The 19,386-nt window shown below is 61.6% G+C and carries 17 protein-coding genes; 2 read left to right on the top strand and 15 right to left on the bottom strand.

Annotated features, from left to right (window positions below; all coding sequences use genetic code 11):
- Nucleotides 1-37 precede the first annotated feature (37 nt).
- The 13 genes from trpE to GFD18_RS09320 all read right to left on the bottom strand — a co-directional run bounded on the left by trpE (nt 38) and on the right by GFD18_RS09320 (nt 13,296).
- A complete protein-coding gene (gene trpE / locus GFD18_RS09380; protein ID WP_163200463.1) occupies nt 38-1,618 on the bottom strand; it encodes an anthranilate synthase component I in 1,581 nt (526 codons plus the stop codon).
- Nucleotides 1,618-2,022 (bottom strand): phosphoribosyl-AMP cyclohydrolase, encoded by a 405-nt coding sequence (hisI, locus tag GFD18_RS09375; RefSeq protein WP_404801625.1) that lies wholly within the window; start codon nt 2,020-2,022, stop codon nt 1,618-1,620. Before hisI ends, trpE begins: the two co-directional genes overlap by 1 nt.
- Nucleotides 2,023-2,148: 126 nt before the next feature.
- Nucleotides 2,149-2,919 carry an imidazole glycerol phosphate synthase subunit HisF gene (gene hisF, locus GFD18_RS09370; RefSeq protein WP_163200331.1) on the bottom strand — a complete coding sequence of 257 codons (771 nt, stop codon included), beginning with the start codon at nt 2,917-2,919 and terminating at the stop codon, nt 2,149-2,151.
- Between the two features lie 82 nt (nt 2,920-3,001).
- Nucleotides 3,002-4,174, bottom strand: a complete 1,173-nt coding sequence (gene rlmN, locus GFD18_RS09365) for a 23S rRNA (adenine(2503)-C(2))-methyltransferase RlmN (protein ID WP_163200330.1) — start codon at nt 4,172-4,174, stop codon at nt 3,002-3,004.
- A 45-nt stretch (nt 4,175-4,219) separates the two neighbouring features.
- Nucleotides 4,220-5,203, bottom strand: a complete 984-nt coding sequence (locus GFD18_RS09360) for a phosphatidate cytidylyltransferase (RefSeq protein ID WP_163200329.1) — start codon at nt 5,201-5,203, stop codon at nt 4,220-4,222.
- A gap of 23 nt (nt 5,204-5,226) precedes the next feature.
- On the bottom strand, nt 5,227-5,781 hold the full coding sequence (gene frr, locus GFD18_RS09355; RefSeq protein ID WP_100510937.1) for a ribosome recycling factor: 555 nt from the start codon (nt 5,779-5,781) through the stop codon (nt 5,227-5,229).
- A gap of 80 nt (nt 5,782-5,861) precedes the next feature.
- On the bottom strand, nt 5,862-6,626 hold the full coding sequence (pyrH, locus tag GFD18_RS09350; protein ID WP_163200328.1) for a UMP kinase: 765 nt from the start codon (nt 6,624-6,626) through the stop codon (nt 5,862-5,864).
- Nucleotides 6,627-6,778: 152 nt separating this feature from the next.
- Nucleotides 6,779-7,630: a translation elongation factor Ts gene (gene tsf / locus GFD18_RS09345; protein ID WP_163200327.1), complete on the bottom strand. Its 852-nt coding sequence runs from the start codon at nt 7,628-7,630 to the stop codon at nt 6,779-6,781.
- Between the two features lie 99 nt (nt 7,631-7,729).
- Entirely contained in the window at nt 7,730-8,551 is an 822-nt protein-coding gene (gene rpsB / locus GFD18_RS09340) for a 30S ribosomal protein S2 (RefSeq protein ID WP_163200326.1), read from the bottom strand.
- Between the two features lie 204 nt (nt 8,552-8,755).
- Nucleotides 8,756-9,235, bottom strand: a complete 480-nt coding sequence (gene def / locus GFD18_RS09335; protein ID WP_163200325.1) for a peptide deformylase — start codon at nt 9,233-9,235, stop codon at nt 8,756-8,758.
- A gap of 6 nt (nt 9,236-9,241) precedes the next feature.
- Entirely contained in the window at nt 9,242-11,311 is a 2,070-nt protein-coding gene (locus tag GFD18_RS09330) for an AMP-dependent synthetase/ligase (RefSeq protein WP_163200324.1), read from the bottom strand.
- A 70-nt stretch (nt 11,312-11,381) separates the two neighbouring features.
- Nucleotides 11,382-11,870 carry a hypothetical protein gene (locus GFD18_RS09325; RefSeq protein WP_163200323.1) on the bottom strand — a complete coding sequence of 163 codons (489 nt, stop codon included), beginning with the start codon at nt 11,868-11,870 and terminating at the stop codon, nt 11,382-11,384.
- 301 nt (nt 11,871-12,171) lie between these two features.
- Nucleotides 12,172-13,296, bottom strand: a complete 1,125-nt coding sequence (locus GFD18_RS09320; protein ID WP_163200322.1) for a GuaB3 family IMP dehydrogenase-related protein — start codon at nt 13,294-13,296, stop codon at nt 12,172-12,174.
- A gap of 144 nt (nt 13,297-13,440) precedes the next feature.
- Between GFD18_RS09320 and GFD18_RS09315 the strand changes: the two genes are divergently transcribed.
- Both GFD18_RS09315 and GFD18_RS09310 read left to right on the top strand, forming a co-directional pair.
- Entirely contained in the window at nt 13,441-14,661 is a 1,221-nt protein-coding gene (locus GFD18_RS09315) for an NADP-dependent isocitrate dehydrogenase (protein WP_163200321.1), read from the top strand.
- Between the two features lie 172 nt (nt 14,662-14,833).
- Nucleotides 14,834-16,351, top strand: coding sequence for a type 1 periplasmic-binding domain-containing protein (locus GFD18_RS09310; protein WP_163200320.1), 1,518 nt, complete (start codon nt 14,834-14,836; stop codon nt 16,349-16,351).
- Nucleotides 16,352-16,439: 88 nt separating this feature from the next.
- On the opposite strand, the gene GFD18_RS09305 is transcribed toward GFD18_RS09310, so the two are convergent.
- Together GFD18_RS09305 and GFD18_RS09300 are read right to left on the bottom strand one after the other, a co-directional pair.
- Nucleotides 16,440-18,257, bottom strand: coding sequence for an AMP-dependent synthetase/ligase (locus GFD18_RS09305; RefSeq protein WP_163200319.1), 1,818 nt, complete (start codon nt 18,255-18,257; stop codon nt 16,440-16,442).
- Between the two features lie 77 nt (nt 18,258-18,334).
- Nucleotides 18,335-18,931: a M23 family metallopeptidase gene (locus tag GFD18_RS09300; RefSeq protein WP_163200318.1), complete on the bottom strand. Its 597-nt coding sequence runs from the start codon at nt 18,929-18,931 to the stop codon at nt 18,335-18,337.
- Nucleotides 18,932-19,386 lie beyond the last annotated feature (455 nt).

Genomic DNA, 19,386 nt, shown 5'->3' with positions numbered 1-19,386 from the left:
CTTATAGCACAGTTTTTCCGGGCTTCGCTCGATTGTCTTACCTGACGGTTTTCAGCTGGGCCGCGATCTGCACGGCCTCGACCGAGGCCTCGGCCTTGTTGCGGGTCTCCTGCCACTCGTTGGCCGGCACGGAATCGAGCACGATGCCTGCTCCCGCCTGCACGCTGGCCTCGTGGTCGCGCAGGAACGCGGTTCGGATGGCGATGGCCATGTCCATGTTGCCCGAGAAGTCGAAGTAGCCGACGGTGCCGCCGTAGATACCTCGGTCGGCGACCTCAAGCTCGTCGATGATCTCGATGGCGCGCGGCTTGGGGGCGCCGGAAAGCGTACCGGCCGGGAACGCGGACTTGAAGACGTCGAATATCGTCAGTTCGGGATCGACGGTTCCCGTCACCGTCGAGCAGATGTGCATGATGTGGCTGAACCTCTTGATATCCATGAGCTTGACCACTTCAACACTGCTGGGAATGCACACCTTGCTCAGGTCGTTGCGCGAAAGGTCGACCAGCATGATGTGCTCGCTGCATTCCTTGGGATCGGCGAGCAGTTCCTTGGCAAGTCGCTCGTCCTCCTCCGGCGTGGCGCCTCGGGGGCGGGAGCCGGCGATCGGGAACGTCATGGCATGGCCGTCATCGACCTTGATAAGGGTCTCCGGACTGGATCCGATGACATTGAAGTCCCTGCCCTCCACATCGGTCAGAGTCATGAAATACATGTAGGGGCTGGGGTTGAGCGTGCGCAGTACACGGTATACGTCAAACGGGTCGGCCGGGGAATCGAGGTCCAGGCGCTGCGAGATCACCGTCTGGAACACGTCGCCGTCCACGATGTGCCGCTTCGTCTCCTCGACGGCGTGCTCATAGTCGCCTTTCGCCGTGCGGAACCGCAGCTCGGGCTGTTTCGCGTCCGGGTCGAGCGTACTGACCCTTGCCTCGCCCTCGACCGGGGTGGCGGCCCGGCGCTGCATGGATTCCAGACGCTCGACGGCCTCGTCATACGCGGCGTCCGCACGCGTGGGCTTGTCGTCCACATTGACCGCGTTGGCGATGAGCCACACCGATCCGCTGACGTGATCGACGACGGCGATGTCGGTGGCGAGGGCTAGCGCCAGCTCGGGCTGGCCGGTCTCGTCCGGGGCCTGTGCACGAAGCGTGGGCTCCCAGTGACGAATCGCGTCCCAGCCGACCGACCCCACAAGGCCGCTGGTCAGGTTGGGCAGTCCCTTGACCTTCGGCGCCTTGAGCACCCGAAGCGCCTCATGGGCGACCTCGACCACGTCACCGTGTTCGGGCACGCCGACCGGGACCCGGCCCAACCAGTTGGCCTCGCCATGATCGGAGCGCAGCTGGGCGATCGAGTTGACGCCGATGAAGCTGTACCTGCTCCATGAGCCTCCGTATTCCGCGGATTCAAGGATGAAGGTGCCCGACCGTCCCCCGGCCAGGCGCTCATAGAAGCCGACGGGGGTCAACGAATCGGCCAGCAGACGCCGGACGATGGGAATCACGCGGTATCCGGCATCGGCCAGACGATGGAACTGCTCGCGGTCGGGCCATGTACCTCCCCAGTTCAGATGTTCCACGCTGCATTCGATGTCTGTGGTGGTCTGCGTTTCCATCACTCGTCCTCCTTCTGATGTGCCGTCCGATGTCCAACGACGACAGGCAGCGGACCGCCCTCATCGAAACAGGAGCGCTTGCCGGTATGGCAGGCGGCACCCACCTGGTCGACCTCGACCAGAAGCGCATCTCCGTCGCAATCCAGGGACACCGCTTTCACATACTGCACGTGGCCGGAGGTGTCCCCCTTGCGCCAGTATTCCTGACGGGATCGGGACCAGAACGTGACACGGCCGCTGGTCAGGGTCCGGCGCAGCGCCTCCTCGTTCATGTAGCCGACCATCAGCACCTGCTTCGTGTCATACTGCTGGATGACAGCGGCGACGAGGCCCTTGGCGTCCTTCTTCAGACGCCGCGCGATGCCTGGATCGAGTTTCGTGGCGTTATCATATGTTTCCTGCATTGTTGTCGTCATTCCTCGTTATCACCTTGTGCACGATACGCATGAACGTGCGTGGAAAGTCCGTTTCCCCATCCTACGGTCGCACAATCGGGACGTGTTTGCGCCGTATGGACCGTCTATCGGACGCTAACGGACGGCATACCCGTGCTTGGCAAGTTCCGCCTTGACTTCGGGGATGGTGACCTGGCCGAAGTGGAATACGGATGCGGCCAGCACCGCATCGGCGCCGGCCGCGATGGCCGGAGGGAAGTCCTCGGCCTTGCCCGCCCCGCCGCTGGCGATGATGGGGATGGATACCTCGTTGCGCACTTTTTCAATCATCTCGAGGTCGAAGCCGTTCTTCGTCCCGTCGGCGTCCATGGAATTGAGGAGGATCTCGCCGGCGCCGAGCTGCTCGGCCCGCTTCACCCACCATAGGGCGTCGATGCCCGTGGACTTGCGGCCGCCCATGGTGGTGACCTCAAAGCCGGATCTGGTGTGCTGCTCGCCCCGCTCACGCCGCGCATCGACGGAAAGCACCAGCACCTGGCGCCCGAATCTGGTCGAGACGTCGCTGATCATCTGGGGGTTGTTGATGGCCGCGGTATTGACGCCCACCTTGTCCGCACCGCAACGCAACAGCATGTCGACGTCATCGACGGTGCGGACGCCGCCCCCCACCGTCAGAGGGATGAAAAGCTCCTCGGCGGTGCGACGCACCACGTCATACATGGTCTGGCGATGGGAGCTCGAGGCCGTCACATCGAGGAAGGTCAGTTCGTCCGCTCCCTGACGATAGTATTCGGCGGCCAGTTCCACGGGATCGCCGGCATCCCGGAGATTCTCGAAATGGACGCCCTTCACCACACGTCCCGCGTCAACATCCAAACACGGTATCACCCTTACCGCCAGCGACATGTTCACCCCTTTTTGCATGAGTCATACATAGTGCAGCGTCTGCGCACTAGCAACAGGGTAACGTCACTTGACGACGCTTTGATTACGACGCGCTGGAGAGCTGTTCCTTCGCCGCGAGCTGACCGCAGGCGCCGTCGATGTCCGAACCGCGCGTATCGCGCAGGGTGGCGGTGATGCCGGCCTTGTGCAGGATGTCCAGGAATATGCGTTCATCCTCCGGGTCGGAGGCCGTCCAACGCGACCCCTCGATGGGATTGAGCGGAATGGGGTTGACATGCGCCCAGTTGTCGCCGTAATGGTTCAGACGGTTCGCCAGCTGACGGGCGTGAACCGCCTGGTCGTTGATGCCCCGCATCAGGGCGTATTCGATGCTGACGCGACGCTTGGATGCAAGATAGTAGTCATGCGCGGCATCGAGGACCTGCGTGGTGTCGAAACGGCGGTTCATCGGCACAAGCTCGTCACGGAGCTTGTCGTTGGGGGCGTGGAGCGACACCGCCAGGCGGACGGGAATGCCCTCCGCGGCAAGCTTTTTGATGCCGGGGACCACGCCGACCGTGGAGACCGTGATATTTCGCGCCGAGATGCCGAACCCCTCAGGCGGCTGGGCGCTGATCTGCCGGATGGCCGACAGTACCGAACGGTAGTTGCCCATGGGCTCCCCCATTCCCATGAACACGACGTTGCTCAACCGTCCGGGGCCTCCGGCGACATCGCCGTCACGCATCGCCTTGGCGGCGACCCGCACCTGCTCGAGTATCTCCCCCGTCGACATGTTGCGGGTGAGACCGAGCTTGCCGGTCGCGCAGAACGGGCATCCCATGCCGCATCCCACCTGACTGGAGATGCACAGCGTGGTACGGGTCGGATATCGCATGAGAACGGATTCGATGCGCGAACCGTCGAAGAGCTTCCACAGGGTCTTCACGGTCGTGCCCTGGTCGGCGACCTGTCTCAGCAGCGGCTCGATCAACACGGGGAAGAACGCATCGACCGCGTCCTGCCTTCGCGACGCCGGGAAATCCGTGAAATCGTCCGGGTTCACGCTCAGACGGGAGAAATAGTGGTTGGCAAGCTGCTTGGCGCGGAATTTGGGAAGGCCGAGGGCCTGCACCCGTTCCACGCGCTCCTCAGGAGTCATATCCGCGAAATGGACCGGCGGCTTGCCTCGTCGGGCGTGGTCCTTGGCCAGTATGTCGCGGAACGCGCCCAAGCGTCCGCCTTCGGTGATGCCTGTTTCAATCTGTTCGCTCATCGTTCGCCCTCCCGCGTCGTTGTCGTCGTCAGATACCCGTTATCGCTATAGGCCGACCATCGCCAGGACGGCGCAGATGAACGGCGCCGCCATCAGGATGGAGTCGACGCGGTCCAGGACGCCGCCATGCCCTTTGAGAAGATGCCCCATGTCCTTGATGCCAAGGTCGCGCTTGAGCATGGAGGCGCACAAATCGCCGAACGTGCCCACGATGCCGATCATGACGCCGAACAGCACGGGAACCCACCAATGCGAAACCCACATCGTACGGTCATAGGTGACCAGGAATATCACCAGCGCACCGACGAAGCAGAATAGGATGGAGCCCAGAAGGCCTTCAACGGACTTCTTCGGCGATATGCGCGGCGACAGCTTGTGCCTGCCCATCCATGCGCCGAAGACAAGACCGCCGATATCGCCCAGGGCGGGAACGAACACCATGAGGAAGGCGTGCGCGACCGGATGCTCCCATGTGAGCGGGAGCACGATGAATCCCGCGAGGAAGGGCACGTACAGCACCACGAACAGGGAGACAGCCACATTGGTGAACCGGGGAACGTGCCTGCCGTCATCCTGCATGTTGAACGACGACTTCTCACGCATGTCCGCATCCGCGTGCGAGAGCTTGTTGGCGACCGCCATCGAGACACGGCGGCCCACCACGCTCAGCCGCGTGGACGCCGCAAGCGCCACATACGGCAGCGCCAGCGCCGTGCCGATGCACATCGCCAGGACATGGTCCTCTATGGCATATGTGGCGATCAGGATGATGGTCGACGACACCCACAGCGCCAATACGGGGATTCGGATGCCCACCGTGGCGAAATCTACGCGCAGCTCCCACAGGGCCAGCACCATGAAAACAACGATGAGGCCGACGAACACATCGATGTTGATCATGAGAGCGGCCAGGATGATGGCCACCAGCACTACACCGGTGCCGATGGCCTGGGGCATGTTCCGTCCCGTCCGCTTGTTGATCGAATCGATGGCCTCCTCGGCCTCTTCCTTGCGCTTTGACCTACTCATTGCGTTGTTCCGTCTGAACTGGCTCAGACCTCGAGGATTTCCTTTTCCTTGCCGGCGAAGAGGGCGTCGATCTCGTCGGAGATCTTCTTGGTCACCTTGTCGAGCTCCTTCTGCAGACGATTGCCCTCGTCCTCGCCCATATCGCCGTCCTTGACGGAGGCCTCGATGGACTCCTTGGTCTTGCGTCGGATGTTGCGGATGGCGACCTTGCCGTCCTCCGCCTTGCCCTTGGCCAGCTTGACGTACTCCTTGCGTCGGTCCTCGGTCAGCTCGGGCAGGGTGATGCGGATGACGTTGCCGTCACGGTTCGGGTTGACGCCCAGATCGGAATCACGCAGCGCCTTCTCGACCGCCGAGGCCTGGGTGACGTCAAACGGGGTGATGGCAAGGGTGCGCGGCTCGGGAACGCCGATGGTGGCCATCTGCTTCAGCGGGGTCGGGGCGCCGTAGTAGTCGACGACGATGCCGTTCAGCAACGCGGGGTTCGCGCGACCGGTGCGGATTCCAGCGAAGTTCTCCTTCGTGGACTCGACGGTCTTGTTCATCTGGGCCGTGGCCTGATCAATGATTGCTGCCATAATTCTCCTTTTGACGATGCCGTGCGGCGGACGCCGCACGGCCGAACTTCCTTGTTCCGGGGAAGATGTCCTGCCTTATATTACTTCGTTACCGAATCGACCGCGCTCACCAGCGTGCCGATGGTCTCACCCTCCAGGGCCCTGGTGACATTGCCGGGCTCCTCGAGGCCGAACACGCGAATCGGCAGCGTGTTGTCCCTGGCCATGGAGAGGGCCGAGGCGTCCATCACCGCAAGATTGTCGACAAGCGCGCGGTTGTAGCTCAGACGGGTGAACATCTTGGCCTCGGCATCCTTGCGGGGATCGGAGGTGTATACGCCGTCCACGCCGTTCTTGCCCATCAGAACCTCGGAGCAGTGGATTTCCAGGGCGCGCTGGATGGACACGGTATCGGTGGAGAAGTACGGCATGCCCGCTCCCGCGCCGAACACCACGACACGTCCCTTTTCCAGATGGCGAATCGCCTTGAGCGGGATGTAGGGTTCGGTGACCTGGGTCATCTGGATGGCCGACTGGACACGGGTCGCCTGCCCCTCCTGTTCCAGGAAGTCCTGAAGCGCGAGGCAGTTCATCACCGTGCCGAGCATGCCCATGTAGTCGCCTCGCGAACGGTCGATGCCCGCCTGCTGCAGTTCGGCGCCTCGGAAGAAGTTGCCGCCACCGACGACGATGGCGACCTGTACGCCGTGCTTCACGGCGACGGCGATCTCCCCGGCGATTCGACGCACCACGACGGGATCGATGCCGACGTGGCCTCCGCCGAACGCCTCTCCGGAAAGCTTCAGCAATACCCTTCGCGAGCTACGCTGCTGGTCGTTCAGGTCCTTGGAACAGTTGTCAGCCATGTGACACCTTTCGTCTCTTAAAAAAACCGTATCCATGGTAACGGCGATTACTGACAATACGAGGGCGGAACGGCAATCGACGCCCCCAATATAAGGGAAAGGCGAATCCACCGGAGCGGATTCGCCTTTCCCGTTATGTCAGCAGGTGGAAATCAGTCTTCCTCGCCCTTGCCGACCTCGATGCGGACGAAGCCGAAGGCCTTGCCGCCGACTTCCTTGAACAGGTCGCCGACCTTCTTGGACGGGTCCTTGACGAACTGCTGCTCAAGAAGGACGTTGTCCTTGAAGAAGGCGTTGAGACGGCCTTCGACAATCTTGGGAACGATCTTCTCGGGCTTGCCTTCGGCCAGGGACTTCTCGGTGGCGACGCGGCGCTCGGACTCGACGACTTCGGCCGGGACGTCCTCGCGGGTCAGCCACTTCGGGTCCATGGCGGAGATCTGCAGGGCGGCCTCATGAGCCACGGCGGCACCGGCTTCGTCGGTGGCGATCATGGCCACGATGCTCGGCGGCATCTCGGCGGACTTCTTGTGGGCGTAGACCTCGACATGCGGGCCTTCGATCTTGGCGTACTGGCCAAGCTTGACGTGCTCGCCGAACAGGGCGGCGGCCTCTTCGATGGCCTCCTTGACGGTGCCGTCCTCGGCGGCGGCCGCAAGCACGGCGTCGGCGTCGGCGGCCTCGGCCTTGACGGCGTCGGCGAGGATGCCGTCGGCGAACTCCACGAACTTCGGGGTCTTGGCCACGAAGTCGGTCTCGGAGTTCAGCTCGGCCGCGTAGCCGACCTGACCATTGGCGGAGTCGACCACGGTGGAGGCGATGGTGCCTTCCTGGGCCTTGCGGCCTTCACGCTTACCGGCGGCCTGGATGCCCTTGGCGCGGATGATTTCCTTGGCGCGGGCGACGTCACCTTCAGCCTCGGTAAGAGCCTTCTTGACGTCCATCATGCCGGCACCGGTGTCTTCACGAACCTGCTTGATGAGAGCGGCGGTGATCTTTGCCATAGCTAGTTGTCTCCTCAATACATGTGCGACCGTGTTGTCACGGTCGCTATCATCATAGACATCAGCCGTCCCCTTTTTGGCGGACGGCTGAACATCAGGTCACTCGGCCTTGGCCTCTTCGGCCTTCGGCTCGGCGGCGGCCTCGGCGTCACCCTGCTTCAGCAGTTCGGTTTCCCACTCGGGCAGCGGCTGGGCCTCGCCCTTGTCAGCGCCCTTGTCGGAGGCCTTGCCGGAACGCTCCAGCAGACCGTCGGCGACGGCGTCGGCCATCAGGGTGGTCAGCAGCTCGACGGCGCGGATGGCGTCATCGTTGGCCGGAATCGGGTAGTCGACGAGGTCGGGGTCGGTGTTGGTGTCGACGAGGGCCACGACCGGGATGTGAAGCTTGTGGGCTTCCTCGACGGCCAGGGACTCCTTGTTGATGTCGACGACGAACAGAGCGGAGGGGGTGCGGTTCATGTTGCGGATACCGCCAAGCTGCTTGACCAGCTTGTCCTTTTCGCGCTCGAGCAGCAGCAGTTCCTTCTTCGTCAGACCGGAGGCGTGCACGTCGGAGAAGTCCATCTCCTCGAGCTCCTTCATGCGGGCGACGCGCTTGGAAACGGTCTGGAAGTTGGTGAGCATGCCGCCGAGCCAGCGCTCGGAGACGTACGGCATGTTGACGCGGGTGGCCTGCTCGGCGATCGCTTCGGCGGCCTGCTTCTTGGTGCCGACGAACAGAACGGTGCCGTTGTGGGCAACGGTGGCCTTGATGAAGTCATAGGCCTTGTCGATCAGGTCGAGGGACTTGAACAGGTTGATGATGTGGATGCCGTTGCGCTCCATCAAGATGTACTGCTTCATCTTGGGGTTCCAACGACGGGTCTGATGACCGAAATGAACGCCAGCCTTGAGCATCTGGCTCATGGTGATCTGTGCCATGCCATATACCTTTCTGTCGGTTGTTGCCTGGTCATGCGCGTCTGCGTGCAACCTTCCCCGAGGAAGGCCGACCGACACAGACCGTCGCCGACATGACGCGTTTTTCGCGTGCCGGATTGGGAATGATGATGGTGGCCCTGTTCACCTGCGACTGCGACCAAGGCCGATTGGCACGCGATTTTTCAGTCTACCACATTCCGGCGGTCAGCGCGAACGCATCATGCGAAGGGCCTCGCGACGCTCCTCCTTCTCCAAACGGTCGAGGTACACATGTCCGTCCAGATGGTCGCACTCGTGCTGCAGCATACGCCCCATGAGGCCGCTTCCCTCCAACGTCACCGGCCTGCCGTCGAGGTCGATGCCGGACACGCGGGCGTAATCGGCGCGACGCGTCTTGTACCACAGCCCGGGAACGGAGAGGCATCCCTCGTCGCCATACTGCTCGCCCCTCGTCTCCTCGATCACCGGGTTGAGAATGTAGCCGATCTTGCCTTCGATGTTGTACGAGAACGCACGCAGGCCCACCCCGATCTGGTTGGCGGAAAGTCCCGCACGTCCTGGATCGTCGACCGTCTCCAGCAGATCCTGCACGAGGCGCTCGATGGAGGGGGTGATGGTGCGGATGGGATCGCAGGGCGTACGGAGGATGGGATCGGGTACCACGCGGATTTCACGGATTGCCACTTGCTTCTACTCCTTGTCGTCGTTGTCGTTGTTCGGAACGTCGCCCTCAAGCGTATCGGATTGCTCGGAGGCCCCGTCCTGTTCGTCACGGTCGTCCGCCTGATGCAGCTTCTTCGACACGTTGGCCAGGGAACCGCTGACGTTGCTCTTGGCCTGGTCGAGCATCTCCTTCGCCTCCTTGGTGCTCGGCAGGGAGGCGATGGTCTCGGAGGCGCGTTCGAAGATCTGCTTCGACGAAAGCGCGGGCGCGGGCCGGGACGAGCCGGCCTTGGGGGCGTACAGCACCTTGTCGATCATGTCGGCGTAGACCTTGAGCACCTTGGGGCGGACCACCTTCATGCTCGGCGTCAGCGTGCCGTCCTCCTGATTGAAATCATGGTCGAGGATGACGAACTTGCGGATGGACTCGGCACGGGACACCGTGGCGTTCGCGCGGTCGACGTACTGCTGGACCAATGCGCGGACGGCGTCGTTGTCGGCGACCTGGGATGCATCCATGGACGCATCCAGCCCCTGGGATTCGAGCCACGACGACAGCATGTCGGGATCCAGCGCGATCAGCGCGGAGATGAACGGCCGCCCGTCGCCGATGACCACGGCGTGGGACACTATCGGACAGGTTCCGACGGTGTCCTCGAGAGGGGCGGGTGATACGTTCTTGCCGCCGGCGGTGATGATGATGTCCTTCTTGCGGCCGGTGATGAAGGTGAATCCGTTGTCGTCTATGCGGGCGAGGTCGCCGGTGTGCAGCCATCCGTCGGGCTCCAGGACCTCCTTGGTCAGTTCGGGCTGCTTGTAATAGCCGAGGAACACGCTCGCCCCGCGAATCATCAGTTCGTCGTCGTCGGCCAGCTTCACCTCCATGCACCCGGGGAGCCCGACGGATCCGATCTCGTTGCGGTCCTGGAAGTTCACCATGCACGGCGCCGCCGTCTCCGTCATGCCATAGCCCTGGATGAAGGTGATGCCGTCGAATCCGTTGAAGAAATGCGCGAGGTCGGTGTTCAACGGGGCCCCGCCGCAGGCCAGATACTTCAGGTTCGGCCCGAGGGCGGAGCGGATGGACGCGCCGACGGTCCTCATGTAGAAGGCGTGGCGGATACGGTCGGCGAATCCGTGCGTCCCCTTGTCCTGCTCGTCCTTCGACCACTGCACGAAATGATGGAACGCATTGGCGAAGATGCGGCCGCGCATGCCGGTGCCGGCCTTCTGAGAGGCCGCGTTATACACCTTCTCGAACACGCGGGGAACGCCCAGCAGATACGTGGGCTTGAAGCCACGCAGGTCGGCGAGCAGGTGACGGGCTCCGGGAATGTATCCGACCACGCCATGCGATCCGATGGCGACGTACTGGATGTATCGGGCGAAGCAGTGGGCCAGCGGAAGGAACAACAGAAGGCGGCTGGGCTGGAAAAGCATGTCGTTGAGCACCTCATAGCCGTTGAGCACGGTGTGGGTGAAGTTGCGGTGCGACAGCACCGCCCCCTTCGGCTTCCCCGTCGATCCGGAGGTGTACACGATGGTCGCCGGATCGTCGGCCTTCACCGCTTCGATAGCGGCGTCCAGATCGGCGTCCGACACGGCTTCCCCGAAATCCGACACCGCATCGAGACCGTCGGCCTTGAAGTTGAACACGTACCGGAGGGAATCGCGGTGCTTGCGAATCAATTCCAGGGTCTGCGCGTGCTCGTAGTCCCCCGCGAACGCGATCACCGGCTCGACGTCCGTGACGATGTTGGCGGTCTGTTCGGAGGAATCGGTCTCGTATATCGGCACGCTTACGGCGCCGATGGCGGCGCATGCGAAGTCCACCACGCCCCATGGGTAGCAGGTCGCCGAATAGATGACGACGTTGTCTCCGGCTTTGACGCCAAGGCCCATGAGGCCCTTGGCCACCTGCCTCACCCTGTGGTACATCTCGGCCGCCGTGACGTCATGCCACTGACGGGTGTCGTCATCCTGCCACTGCGCGATGAGGTCATCGCCGTCGCGGGAGAATCGGCGCGCGAGCAACGAGTATATGGTGTCTTTTTCCGTAGTAGGGCGAATAACATCGACCGAGTATTCACGAAGCATAAGCACTACTATAGGACGACGCACCCCACAGGCACGCCACTCGCCGCCGATCGTCCATCGGCAGGGGGCATCACCCGAAGTCAAGTGCAGTGCACACCCAACGGCTCCCCCGCCGCTCGAGGACCACCGTGGCGCTGTAGTCGTCATAGCCGATCGTCATGCCGACGCAGGCGTCGAACCGATTATGGCTGAGCACGGTTCCATACAGGTACATCGGGACGGGTGGCAGATGCTTGTTGCGCAGGGACCCCTTCATTCCCTGTTCGCGGCTTTCCCTGACCAGTCCCGCCATGAACGTCAACCTGCCGATGGTCTTGTCGTCCACCGAGGAGACCAGCACCTTGCTGGAGACGCGTCCTCGGACGACGTCGGATCCAAGGCACGCGAGCTGGCACGCCTTCGATGCCAGATCGGCGCCCTCCCTGATGGTCAGGTCCTTTTTCGAGATGCGGCTGATCCGCATGCGTACGCCGCCTTCGACCCCGTATGCGCTGGGCAGGCGGAACGAAAAACAGCGGTCCTCCTCGGAATCGTCATCGTCGTCATGCTTCTTTGCCATGTTCTCTTCTCCTATCCACAGGACGTCCATCGCCCTGAATATTTCCCCCGACCATCCTTGTATACGGGGGTTAATCCACAAGCATGGTACGAATACCCCCATAGGTCAACTCGCGTATCGAAAATTGTGCATAAGTGGAATAACTCGTCTTCATGGAGACGATTCACCGCCTATGAGGAGGTCCATGCACGGATAGGATGACCCGACGAAACGGGGCCCTGCGAACAATGTTCGCAGGGCCCCGCAATCTCACAGACGCACACCGCACCGCAAAACCGGTGCATGCGACGCTGGAATCGTCCTACAGACGCTCGTAGGGCGTCACCACGACGCCGCAACGCTGGAATTCCTTGACATCGAGGTAGCCGGTCGAGGCCATGGCTCGACGCAGCGCACCGACGAAGTTCACCGTGCCATCGGCCTGATGGCTCGGTCCGAACAGGATCTCGCGCATATCGCCCACCGTCCCGACGTGGAAACGACGGCCGCGCGGCAGCTCGGCATGATGGGCCTCGGCACCCCACAGCTCACCGTGGCCGGGAGCCTCGGAGGCCCTTGCCAGCGGGGCGCTGAGCATCACGGCGTCGGCGCCCAAAGCGAACGCCTTGACGAAATTGCCGGAGACGCCGGTGCCGCCATCGGCGATCACGTGCACATAGCGGCCGCCGGACTCGTCCATATAGTCGCGGCGTGCGGCGGCGACGTCGGCGATCGCCGTGGCCATGGGGGCGTGCATGCCGATGGTGGTGCGCATGGTGGAGACGGCGCCGCCGCCGATTCCCACCAGCACGCCGGCGGCGCCCGTGCGCATCAGATGAAGCGCGGCCTGATAGGTCGCGGCGCCACCGACGATGACCGGCACATCGAGCTCGTAGATGAACTTCTTCAGGTTCAACGGCTCATGCGACCTGGAGACATGTTCCGCGGAGACCGCGGTCCCGCGGATGACGAACAGATCGACGCCGGCCTCCAATACCGTGGAATAGAATTCCTGCGTGCGCTGCGGGGTCAGCGATCCGGCGACCGTAACGCCGGCGTCACGGATCTCATGCAGGCGACGGGTGATCAGGTCGGAACGAATCGGGGCCTTGTACAGCTCCTGCATGCGTGCGGTGGCCTCGGCCTGCGGTGCCTGCGCGATCTCCTCCAGCAGCGGTTCCGGATCCTCGTAACGCGTCCACAGACCCTCGAGGTCGAGCACACCGAGACCACCGAGACGTCCCAGCTCGATCACGGTCGCGGGGCTCATCACCGAATCCATCGGCGCGCCGATGACCGGAATATCAAACTCATAGGCATCGACCTGCCACGAGGTGGACACATCGCCGGGGTCACGCGTACGGCGGGAGGGAACGATGGCCACATCGTCCAACGAATAGCTCAGACGGCCGGACTTGCCCAGGCCGATTTCAGTCTCTTGAGTCATGCCTCCTAGGCTAATGCGGCGTGAAGACGACATGGCGCCACGGGAAAACTGGACATTCCCCGCGCAATGAAACATGAATCGTGTATGAAGATGATGTTGTATCGACAACGCATACGATTATGCCGTTAGAAGGAGCGCAATCCCATGGCGAAAATCAAAGTCGAAGGCAAGGTCGTCGAACTCGACGGCGACGAGATGACCCGCGTCATCTGGAAGGACATCAAGGACCGTCTCATCCTGCCGTACCTCGACATCGACCTCGACTACTACGACCTCGGCATCGAGAACCGTGACGCGACCGACGACCAGGTCACCATCGACGCGGCGCGCGCGATCCAGCGCGAGCACGTCGGCGTCAAGTGCGCCACCATCACCCCGGACGAGGCCCGCGTCAAGGAATTCGGCCTGAAGAAGATGTGGAAGTCCCCCAACGGTACCATCCGCAACATCCTCGGCGGCACCATCTTCCGCGAGCCGATCGTAATGAGCAACGTACCGCGTCTGGTCCCCGGCTGGACCAAGCCGATCGTCGTCGCCCGCCACGCCTTCGGCGACCAGTACAAGGCCACCGACTTCAAGGTCCCGGGAGCCGGCCGTCTCACCGTCACCTTCACCCCCGAGGACGGTTCCGAACCCATCGAGCACGTGGTCTACGACTACGGCGAGGACGGTGGCGTGGCCCAGGTCCAGTACAACGTCAACGATTCGATCCGTGGCTTCGCACGCGCCTGCTTCAACTACGGGCTCATGCGCCACTACCCCGTATACCTCTCCACCAAGAACACCATCCTCAAGGCGTACGACGGCCAGTTCAAGGACATCTTCGCCGAAGTGTTCGAGACCGAATACAAGGACCGTTTCGAGGCCGAGGGCCTGACCTACGAGCACCGCCTCATCGACGATATGGTCGCCAGCTCCCTCAAGTGGCACGGCGGCTACATCTGGGCCTGCAAGAACTACGACGGCGACGTGCAGTCCGACTCCGTGGCTCAGGGCTTCGGATCCCTCGGCCTCATGACCTCCGTGCTCATGACCCCGGACGGACAGACCGTGGAGGCCGAGGCCGCACACGGCACCGTGACCCGACACTACCGCCGCTGGCAGAAGGGCGAGAAGACGTCCACCAACCCGATTGCATCGATCTTCGCCTGGACCGGCGGCCTCAAGCATCGTGCGGACCTTGATGGCACGCCCGACGTCCGCCACTTTGCCGAGACCCTGGAGAAGGTCATCGTCGACACCGTCGAAGGCGGACAGATGACCAAGGACCTCGCCATGCTCATCGGCCCCGATCAGGCGTGGCTCGACACCGAGGGCTTCATGAACGCGCTCGACGAGAATCTCGCCAAGGCGCTTGCCGCCTGACGCTCCCCACCGCATACGAACACGGGTGTCAGGGCATTTCGGAGGCGCGGCGCCTCCGAAATGCCCTGACACCCGTTCTTCATGCGTCGGCGAAATGCCATACAATCCCCATAGTCGGTTAACATAATCGTCTAAGAAGTTCGACGATGCCGGTGACGACGAAGGGTGTGTGATGCCAGTGCGTGGATTGAGCAGGTGGGGGCGGAAGGCCACCGGTGCGGTGATGGGTATGACGTTGCTGCTCGCCGCCGCATCCTGTGGCGGATCGGCACAGGGCACTCCGTCAGGCAGCCCCTCCAGCTCCGCATCGTCATCGGGACCGGTCGCCCTGATGCTTCCCGACGACGGCATCACCCTTTCGCAAAGCACTCCGCTGAACAAATGGACTTCCTTTGGCTCCAGCCTGAAAAAGGCCCTCACGGCCCAGGGCTTCGACGATGACGAAATCACTTCCGTCAAATCGAAGACACTTGAGGACCAGACCCGTGCCGTAGAGGACTTCACCAAGGAAAATAAGGACACGAAGAACAGCAAGGCGACGTTGGTCCTGGCGCCGGTGGCACAACCCGATGACGCCACACGCCAATATGGCGACTATATCAATCAGAGTCTTTCCGTCGGCAAGGACACCGAAGGAACGGAGAATACTTCCCTGACCGATGCAAAGACCTCCTCCGCATCGGCATCATCAGACGACGCCCGTAGGCTCCGCACATCGCTGGTCAAGGCGCAGAAGGCCGGAATCTCCGTTGTCCTCGTCGCCAACACCATCGAGGGCTACGCCCCCGACGCGTATGTGCAGATGTCGTCCCTGCGCGAAATCGCCCATACGCAGGCCACGCTGCTGGCCAACAAGCTCGATCTTCCGCATGCCACCAAGGCCAACCCGAAGCATATAGAGATTCTTCTCCCCTCCAGCGACGCGACCACCGACAAGGAGGTCTTCGCCGGCATCTGGCAGGTTCTCGGCCCCTATTTCAAGTCCGGGGCGGTGGTAAGCCCCTCCGGCGCACTTGATTCATCGAGTACCGAGGACAGTTGGAAGAGTCTGGTCATCAAGGCCACCGACCGTTCCGCGATCTCCACCGAATTCACCAAACGAATCGGCTTCGACGACGATAACGGCCTGCATCCCTCGCTGGACGGCGTGCTGGCCATGAACGACATGATGGCGGCTGCGGTTACGGATGCGCTGTCGGATATGAAATACGAGGGCTCGGCCGCGGACATCAATCCGCAGATCACCATCGGTGGCATAGTCGACAATCTCGCAGGCAACAAGGATCTGAAAAAGGGCAAAGTCCCCGATCCAGGCAAGACGGATTCCGCCACCGGCGACGAATCCGAAGCCGACACGGAAACCCAGAATGCCAAGGACGATCCGGCCTGGCCCATCGTCACCGGCTACGGCGCGTACCTTTCCAATATCACGAACGTCGTCAACGGACGACAGTGGAGCACCGGTCTGGAGGACCGCAACCAGTATGCGACCGACACTGCCACGATATGCAAGACACTGGCGAACGGAGACAAGCTCTCCTCGACGTCATCCCTGAAACTGTCCACGACGCTGATGGATGACGTCAAGGTACCGACCGTGCATGAGTCGATTCGCAGCGTCTCCGCAAGCAATCTGAAGAAAACACTGATCGACCCGGGATACATCAGGCCCGCGGACGCGGGATTGTAGAATCACATTCCCAGCAGAACGGGGAGTGACCAAACACGATCGTTTGGTCACTCCCCGTTCTATTTCCATGCCGAATCAGCACAGCAAATCAGCGGTTTTTGCGTGGCACATAGATGACGGCGTTGATGAGACCGGCATACCGTTCCTCGATGGCGGCACGGCGGGCCTTTAAACTCGGTGTCAGCAATCCGTTCTCCTGGGTGAAGCTTTCATCGAGAATCTCGAACTTGCGAATCGATTCGGCTCGTGAGACCAAGGCATTGGCCGCGTCAACCGCCCGCTCCACCTCGGTTGCGATGATCGGGTTCGTCTTGGCCTCCATCAGCGATCCCACCGGCTCGGCGCCCTGCGCCTTAAGCCAGGCGTTGGCGTCATCAAGATCGATGGTGATCAGCGCCGCGATGAACGGACGCCTGTCTCCGATCACCAGACACTGGTCGACGACCGGAGAGGTCATGACCGAGGTCTCCAACACGCTTGGCGACACGTTCTTGCCACCGGCGGTGATGATGAGGTCCTTCTTACGACCGGTGATGGTGATGAATCCATCGTCATCGATGTCGCCGAGATCGCCGGTATGAAGCCATCCGTCAACGATCTGCTGCGTAGTGATCTCGGGATGATTGTGGTATCCCCTGCACACCGCACGGCTTTTGATGCACAGCTCGCCGTCATCGGCCACACCGAACGTCACGCCCTGCATGGGCAGTCCGATGGTACCGATGCGGTATCCGCTTGTCGGATTCACGCAGGCCGGAGCGCAGGTCTCCGTCATGCCATATCCCTCCAGCAGCGGCAGACCGATGCCGTTGAAGAAATGCGCGATGGAACTGTCCAACGGGGCGCCTCCGGAGACCGCATATTCGACATGGCCGCCGAAGACGTCCATGATGGACGAATACACGAGCTTGGAATACAGGGCGTGCTTCATCTTCAGAGGCAGGGGCGTCTTCTGCTCCGATTGCTGATATCGCGACCATTCCCTGGCGGTATTCGCCGCATCGAAGAACAGATGCCCCTTCATGCCGGCGCCGGCCTTCTGAGACGCGGCATTGTAGATCTTTTCGAAGATTCGCGGAACGGCCAGCACGAATGTCGGCTTGAACGACTGGAAATCCTGGATGATGGTCTTGAGGTTGCTGGACAGGCCAAGCGTGACATTGCCCGCGAAGCAGAAGAACTGCATGTATCGAGCAAAGACATGCGCCAGCGGCAGGAACAGCAGCAGTCGGCGATCGGGCTTCATGGCGATGTCCGGCATGGTGTTGCAGCCGGAATACGCGATGAAGACGAAGCTGCCGTGGGTCAGTTCGATGCCCTTGGGGGTGCCGGTGGAACCGGATGTATACACGATGGTCGCCAGGTCATCTCCCCCGACCTTGTTCTCCCTGTTCCAGAACTCGTCATCGGCGATGGTCCGGCCGAACTCGGCAAGCATGTCCAATGCGCCGAGCTCAATGACATATACCTCTTCGAGATAGGCGGCCTGGTCACGGATGGAATCAATCTTGTCACGCTGGCCGTCATCCTCCACGAAGGCCATACGGACCTTGGAATCGTTGAAGATGGTCTTGACCTGCAAGGCCGAATTGGTTTCGTAGACCGGAACGGTGAGTGCACCTATGGACATGATCGCCAGATCCAAGGCCGTCCACTCCCAACGGGTATGTGAGATGACCGCGATGGCGTCGCCCTTGGTCACGCCCTTGGCGATCAATCCCTTGGCCAGGGCGATGACCAGATTCTGGAATTCCTCGGCTGTGAAGGATTGCCAGACGCCGTTCTCGTCCTTGTACTCCACCAACGAATCCGCAGGCGTGCGGTTGGCACGCTCCTCGAGGATGGAGAAGATGTTCTTGTTGGAATCAATGCTGTTTGCCTCGGGACGAGTGTATTCCTTAAGCATGATGCTCCCATCGTTGAAACTTCTACTTTGGATTCTACACAAGAACGCGGTTCCCGCCGGTATAGACCTGCTCTCCATTACAGCGGTTTCAGCGCGATCCGCCGTTTATGAATCTCGTGCACCGGGTCACGGTATGACTGGGCTCCGGTCTTCAGCCCCCAATGCAGGCATGTTGCATCGCAATGGTCGGAATGTCCCTTGACCATGCCGAATTCCTGCCCCTGACGCAATGCCGTTCCCCTGGGCAGCGAGGATACGGATGGCTCGTATGTGGTCGTGTAGCCGTTGGCGTGACGTATGCTGACGACATCCTTCGCCGCGACCTTGCCGGAAAAGACGATGTGGCCGTCCGCAGGAGAGACGAGCCGAGCACCTGTGCCTGCCGCGATGTCCACTCCCCTATGGCCGGGAAGCCACGGCTGCGCGGGATTGTCAAAGATTCGCGTCAAAGAAGGATCCGCGGAACCGGAGGTTCGTACCGGCCATATGAACGCAGCGGCGCATCCCGCATCGACAGAACCGTCTGCCCGTGGCACGGACTGCGGCGAAACGGCAACGATGAGTGACAGTATCAGGACGATGGCGGCAGCCGCGATATTGTTTTGCCGCATTCGACGTCGTTCCTCATGACAACGACGAATGAAAAGACGCTTCCTTTGGTCCTCATGATTCATGGCTCTTCCTTCTGCCGGACGGACTGTGTTATATCCATCCAACCGAGCCTGTCATAGATTCGTCCAGTTGACAGCAGAATGTTGACGAACGTGACTTTTCGTTGAAAAGATGATATGGATCATACATGCTCAGCCGCATGATTGGGAATATGTGAGTTGACGTGAGGCCTTTCATGAGCAGGAGGCTCCGTGGCGTCCGTTTGCGGTGGCCTGTGCTCGGCTGTGCGTCTTCGGGGCCGTGACCGGGCGCGCGGGACGGCGAAGGGAACAAGGAGGAAAAAGAAGAAGGGATGAAAGCAGAAGGATGGAAAAGGAAGGATGATGAAAAAAAGGAAGCGCATACGGGAAAACGGAAAGGCCTCTTGGATGTTTCCAAAAGGCCTTCCAACGTGTAATTGCGGCGGCGTGCTACTCTCCCACACCCTGTCGGGTGCAGTACCATCGCCGTGCCGGGC

The sequence above is a fragment of the Bifidobacterium saimiriisciurei genome, assembly GCF_010667655.1.
GTDB lineage: Bacteria > Actinomycetota > Actinomycetes > Actinomycetales > Bifidobacteriaceae > Galliscardovia > Galliscardovia saimiriisciurei.
The sequence above is the reverse complement of the archived record's forward strand: the minus strand, read 5'-3'. Positions and strand labels throughout refer to the sequence as shown.

Bases quoted from the DNA above. Each gene is read 5' to 3' on its own strand.
- trpE (WP_163200463.1), bottom strand. From the start codon at position 1,618: ATGGAAACGCAGACCACCACAGACATCGAATGCAGCGTGGAACATCTG.
- hisI (WP_404801625.1), bottom strand. From the start codon at position 2,022: ATGCAGGAAACATATGATAACGCCACGAAACTCGATCCAGGCATCGCG.
- hisF (WP_163200331.1), bottom strand. From the start codon at position 2,919: ATGTCGCTGGCGGTAAGGGTGATACCGTGTTTGGATGTTGACGCGGGA.
- rlmN (WP_163200330.1), bottom strand. From the start codon at position 4,174: ATGAGCGAACAGATTGAAACAGGCATCACCGAAGGCGGACGCTTGGGC.
- GFD18_RS09360 (WP_163200329.1), bottom strand. From the start codon at position 5,203: ATGAGTAGGTCAAAGCGCAAGGAAGAGGCCGAGGAGGCCATCGATTCG.
- frr (WP_100510937.1), bottom strand. From the start codon at position 5,781: ATGGCAGCAATCATTGATCAGGCCACGGCCCAGATGAACAAGACCGTC.
- pyrH (WP_163200328.1), bottom strand. From the start codon at position 6,626: ATGGCTGACAACTGTTCCAAGGACCTGAACGACCAGCAGCGTAGCTCG.
- tsf (WP_163200327.1), bottom strand. From the start codon at position 7,630: ATGGCAAAGATCACCGCCGCTCTCATCAAGCAGGTTCGTGAAGACACC.
- rpsB (WP_163200326.1), bottom strand. From the start codon at position 8,551: ATGGCACAGATCACCATGAGCCAGATGCTCAAGGCTGGCGTTCATTTC.
- GFD18_RS09330 (WP_163200324.1), bottom strand. From the start codon at position 11,311: ATGCTTCGTGAATACTCGGTCGATGTTATTCGCCCTACTACGGAAAAA.
- GFD18_RS09325 (WP_163200323.1), bottom strand. From the start codon at position 11,870: ATGGCAAAGAAGCATGACGACGATGACGATTCCGAGGAGGACCGCTGT.
- GFD18_RS09320 (WP_163200322.1), bottom strand. From the start codon at position 13,296: ATGACTCAAGAGACTGAAATCGGCCTGGGCAAGTCCGGCCGTCTGAGC.
- GFD18_RS09315 (WP_163200321.1), top strand. From the start codon at position 13,441: ATGGCGAAAATCAAAGTCGAAGGCAAGGTCGTCGAACTCGACGGCGAC.
- GFD18_RS09310 (WP_163200320.1), top strand. From the start codon at position 14,834: ATGCCAGTGCGTGGATTGAGCAGGTGGGGGCGGAAGGCCACCGGTGCG.
- GFD18_RS09305 (WP_163200319.1), bottom strand. From the start codon at position 18,257: ATGCTTAAGGAATACACTCGTCCCGAGGCAAACAGCATTGATTCCAAC.
- GFD18_RS09300 (WP_163200318.1), bottom strand. From the start codon at position 18,931: ATGAATCATGAGGACCAAAGGAAGCGTCTTTTCATTCGTCGTTGTCAT.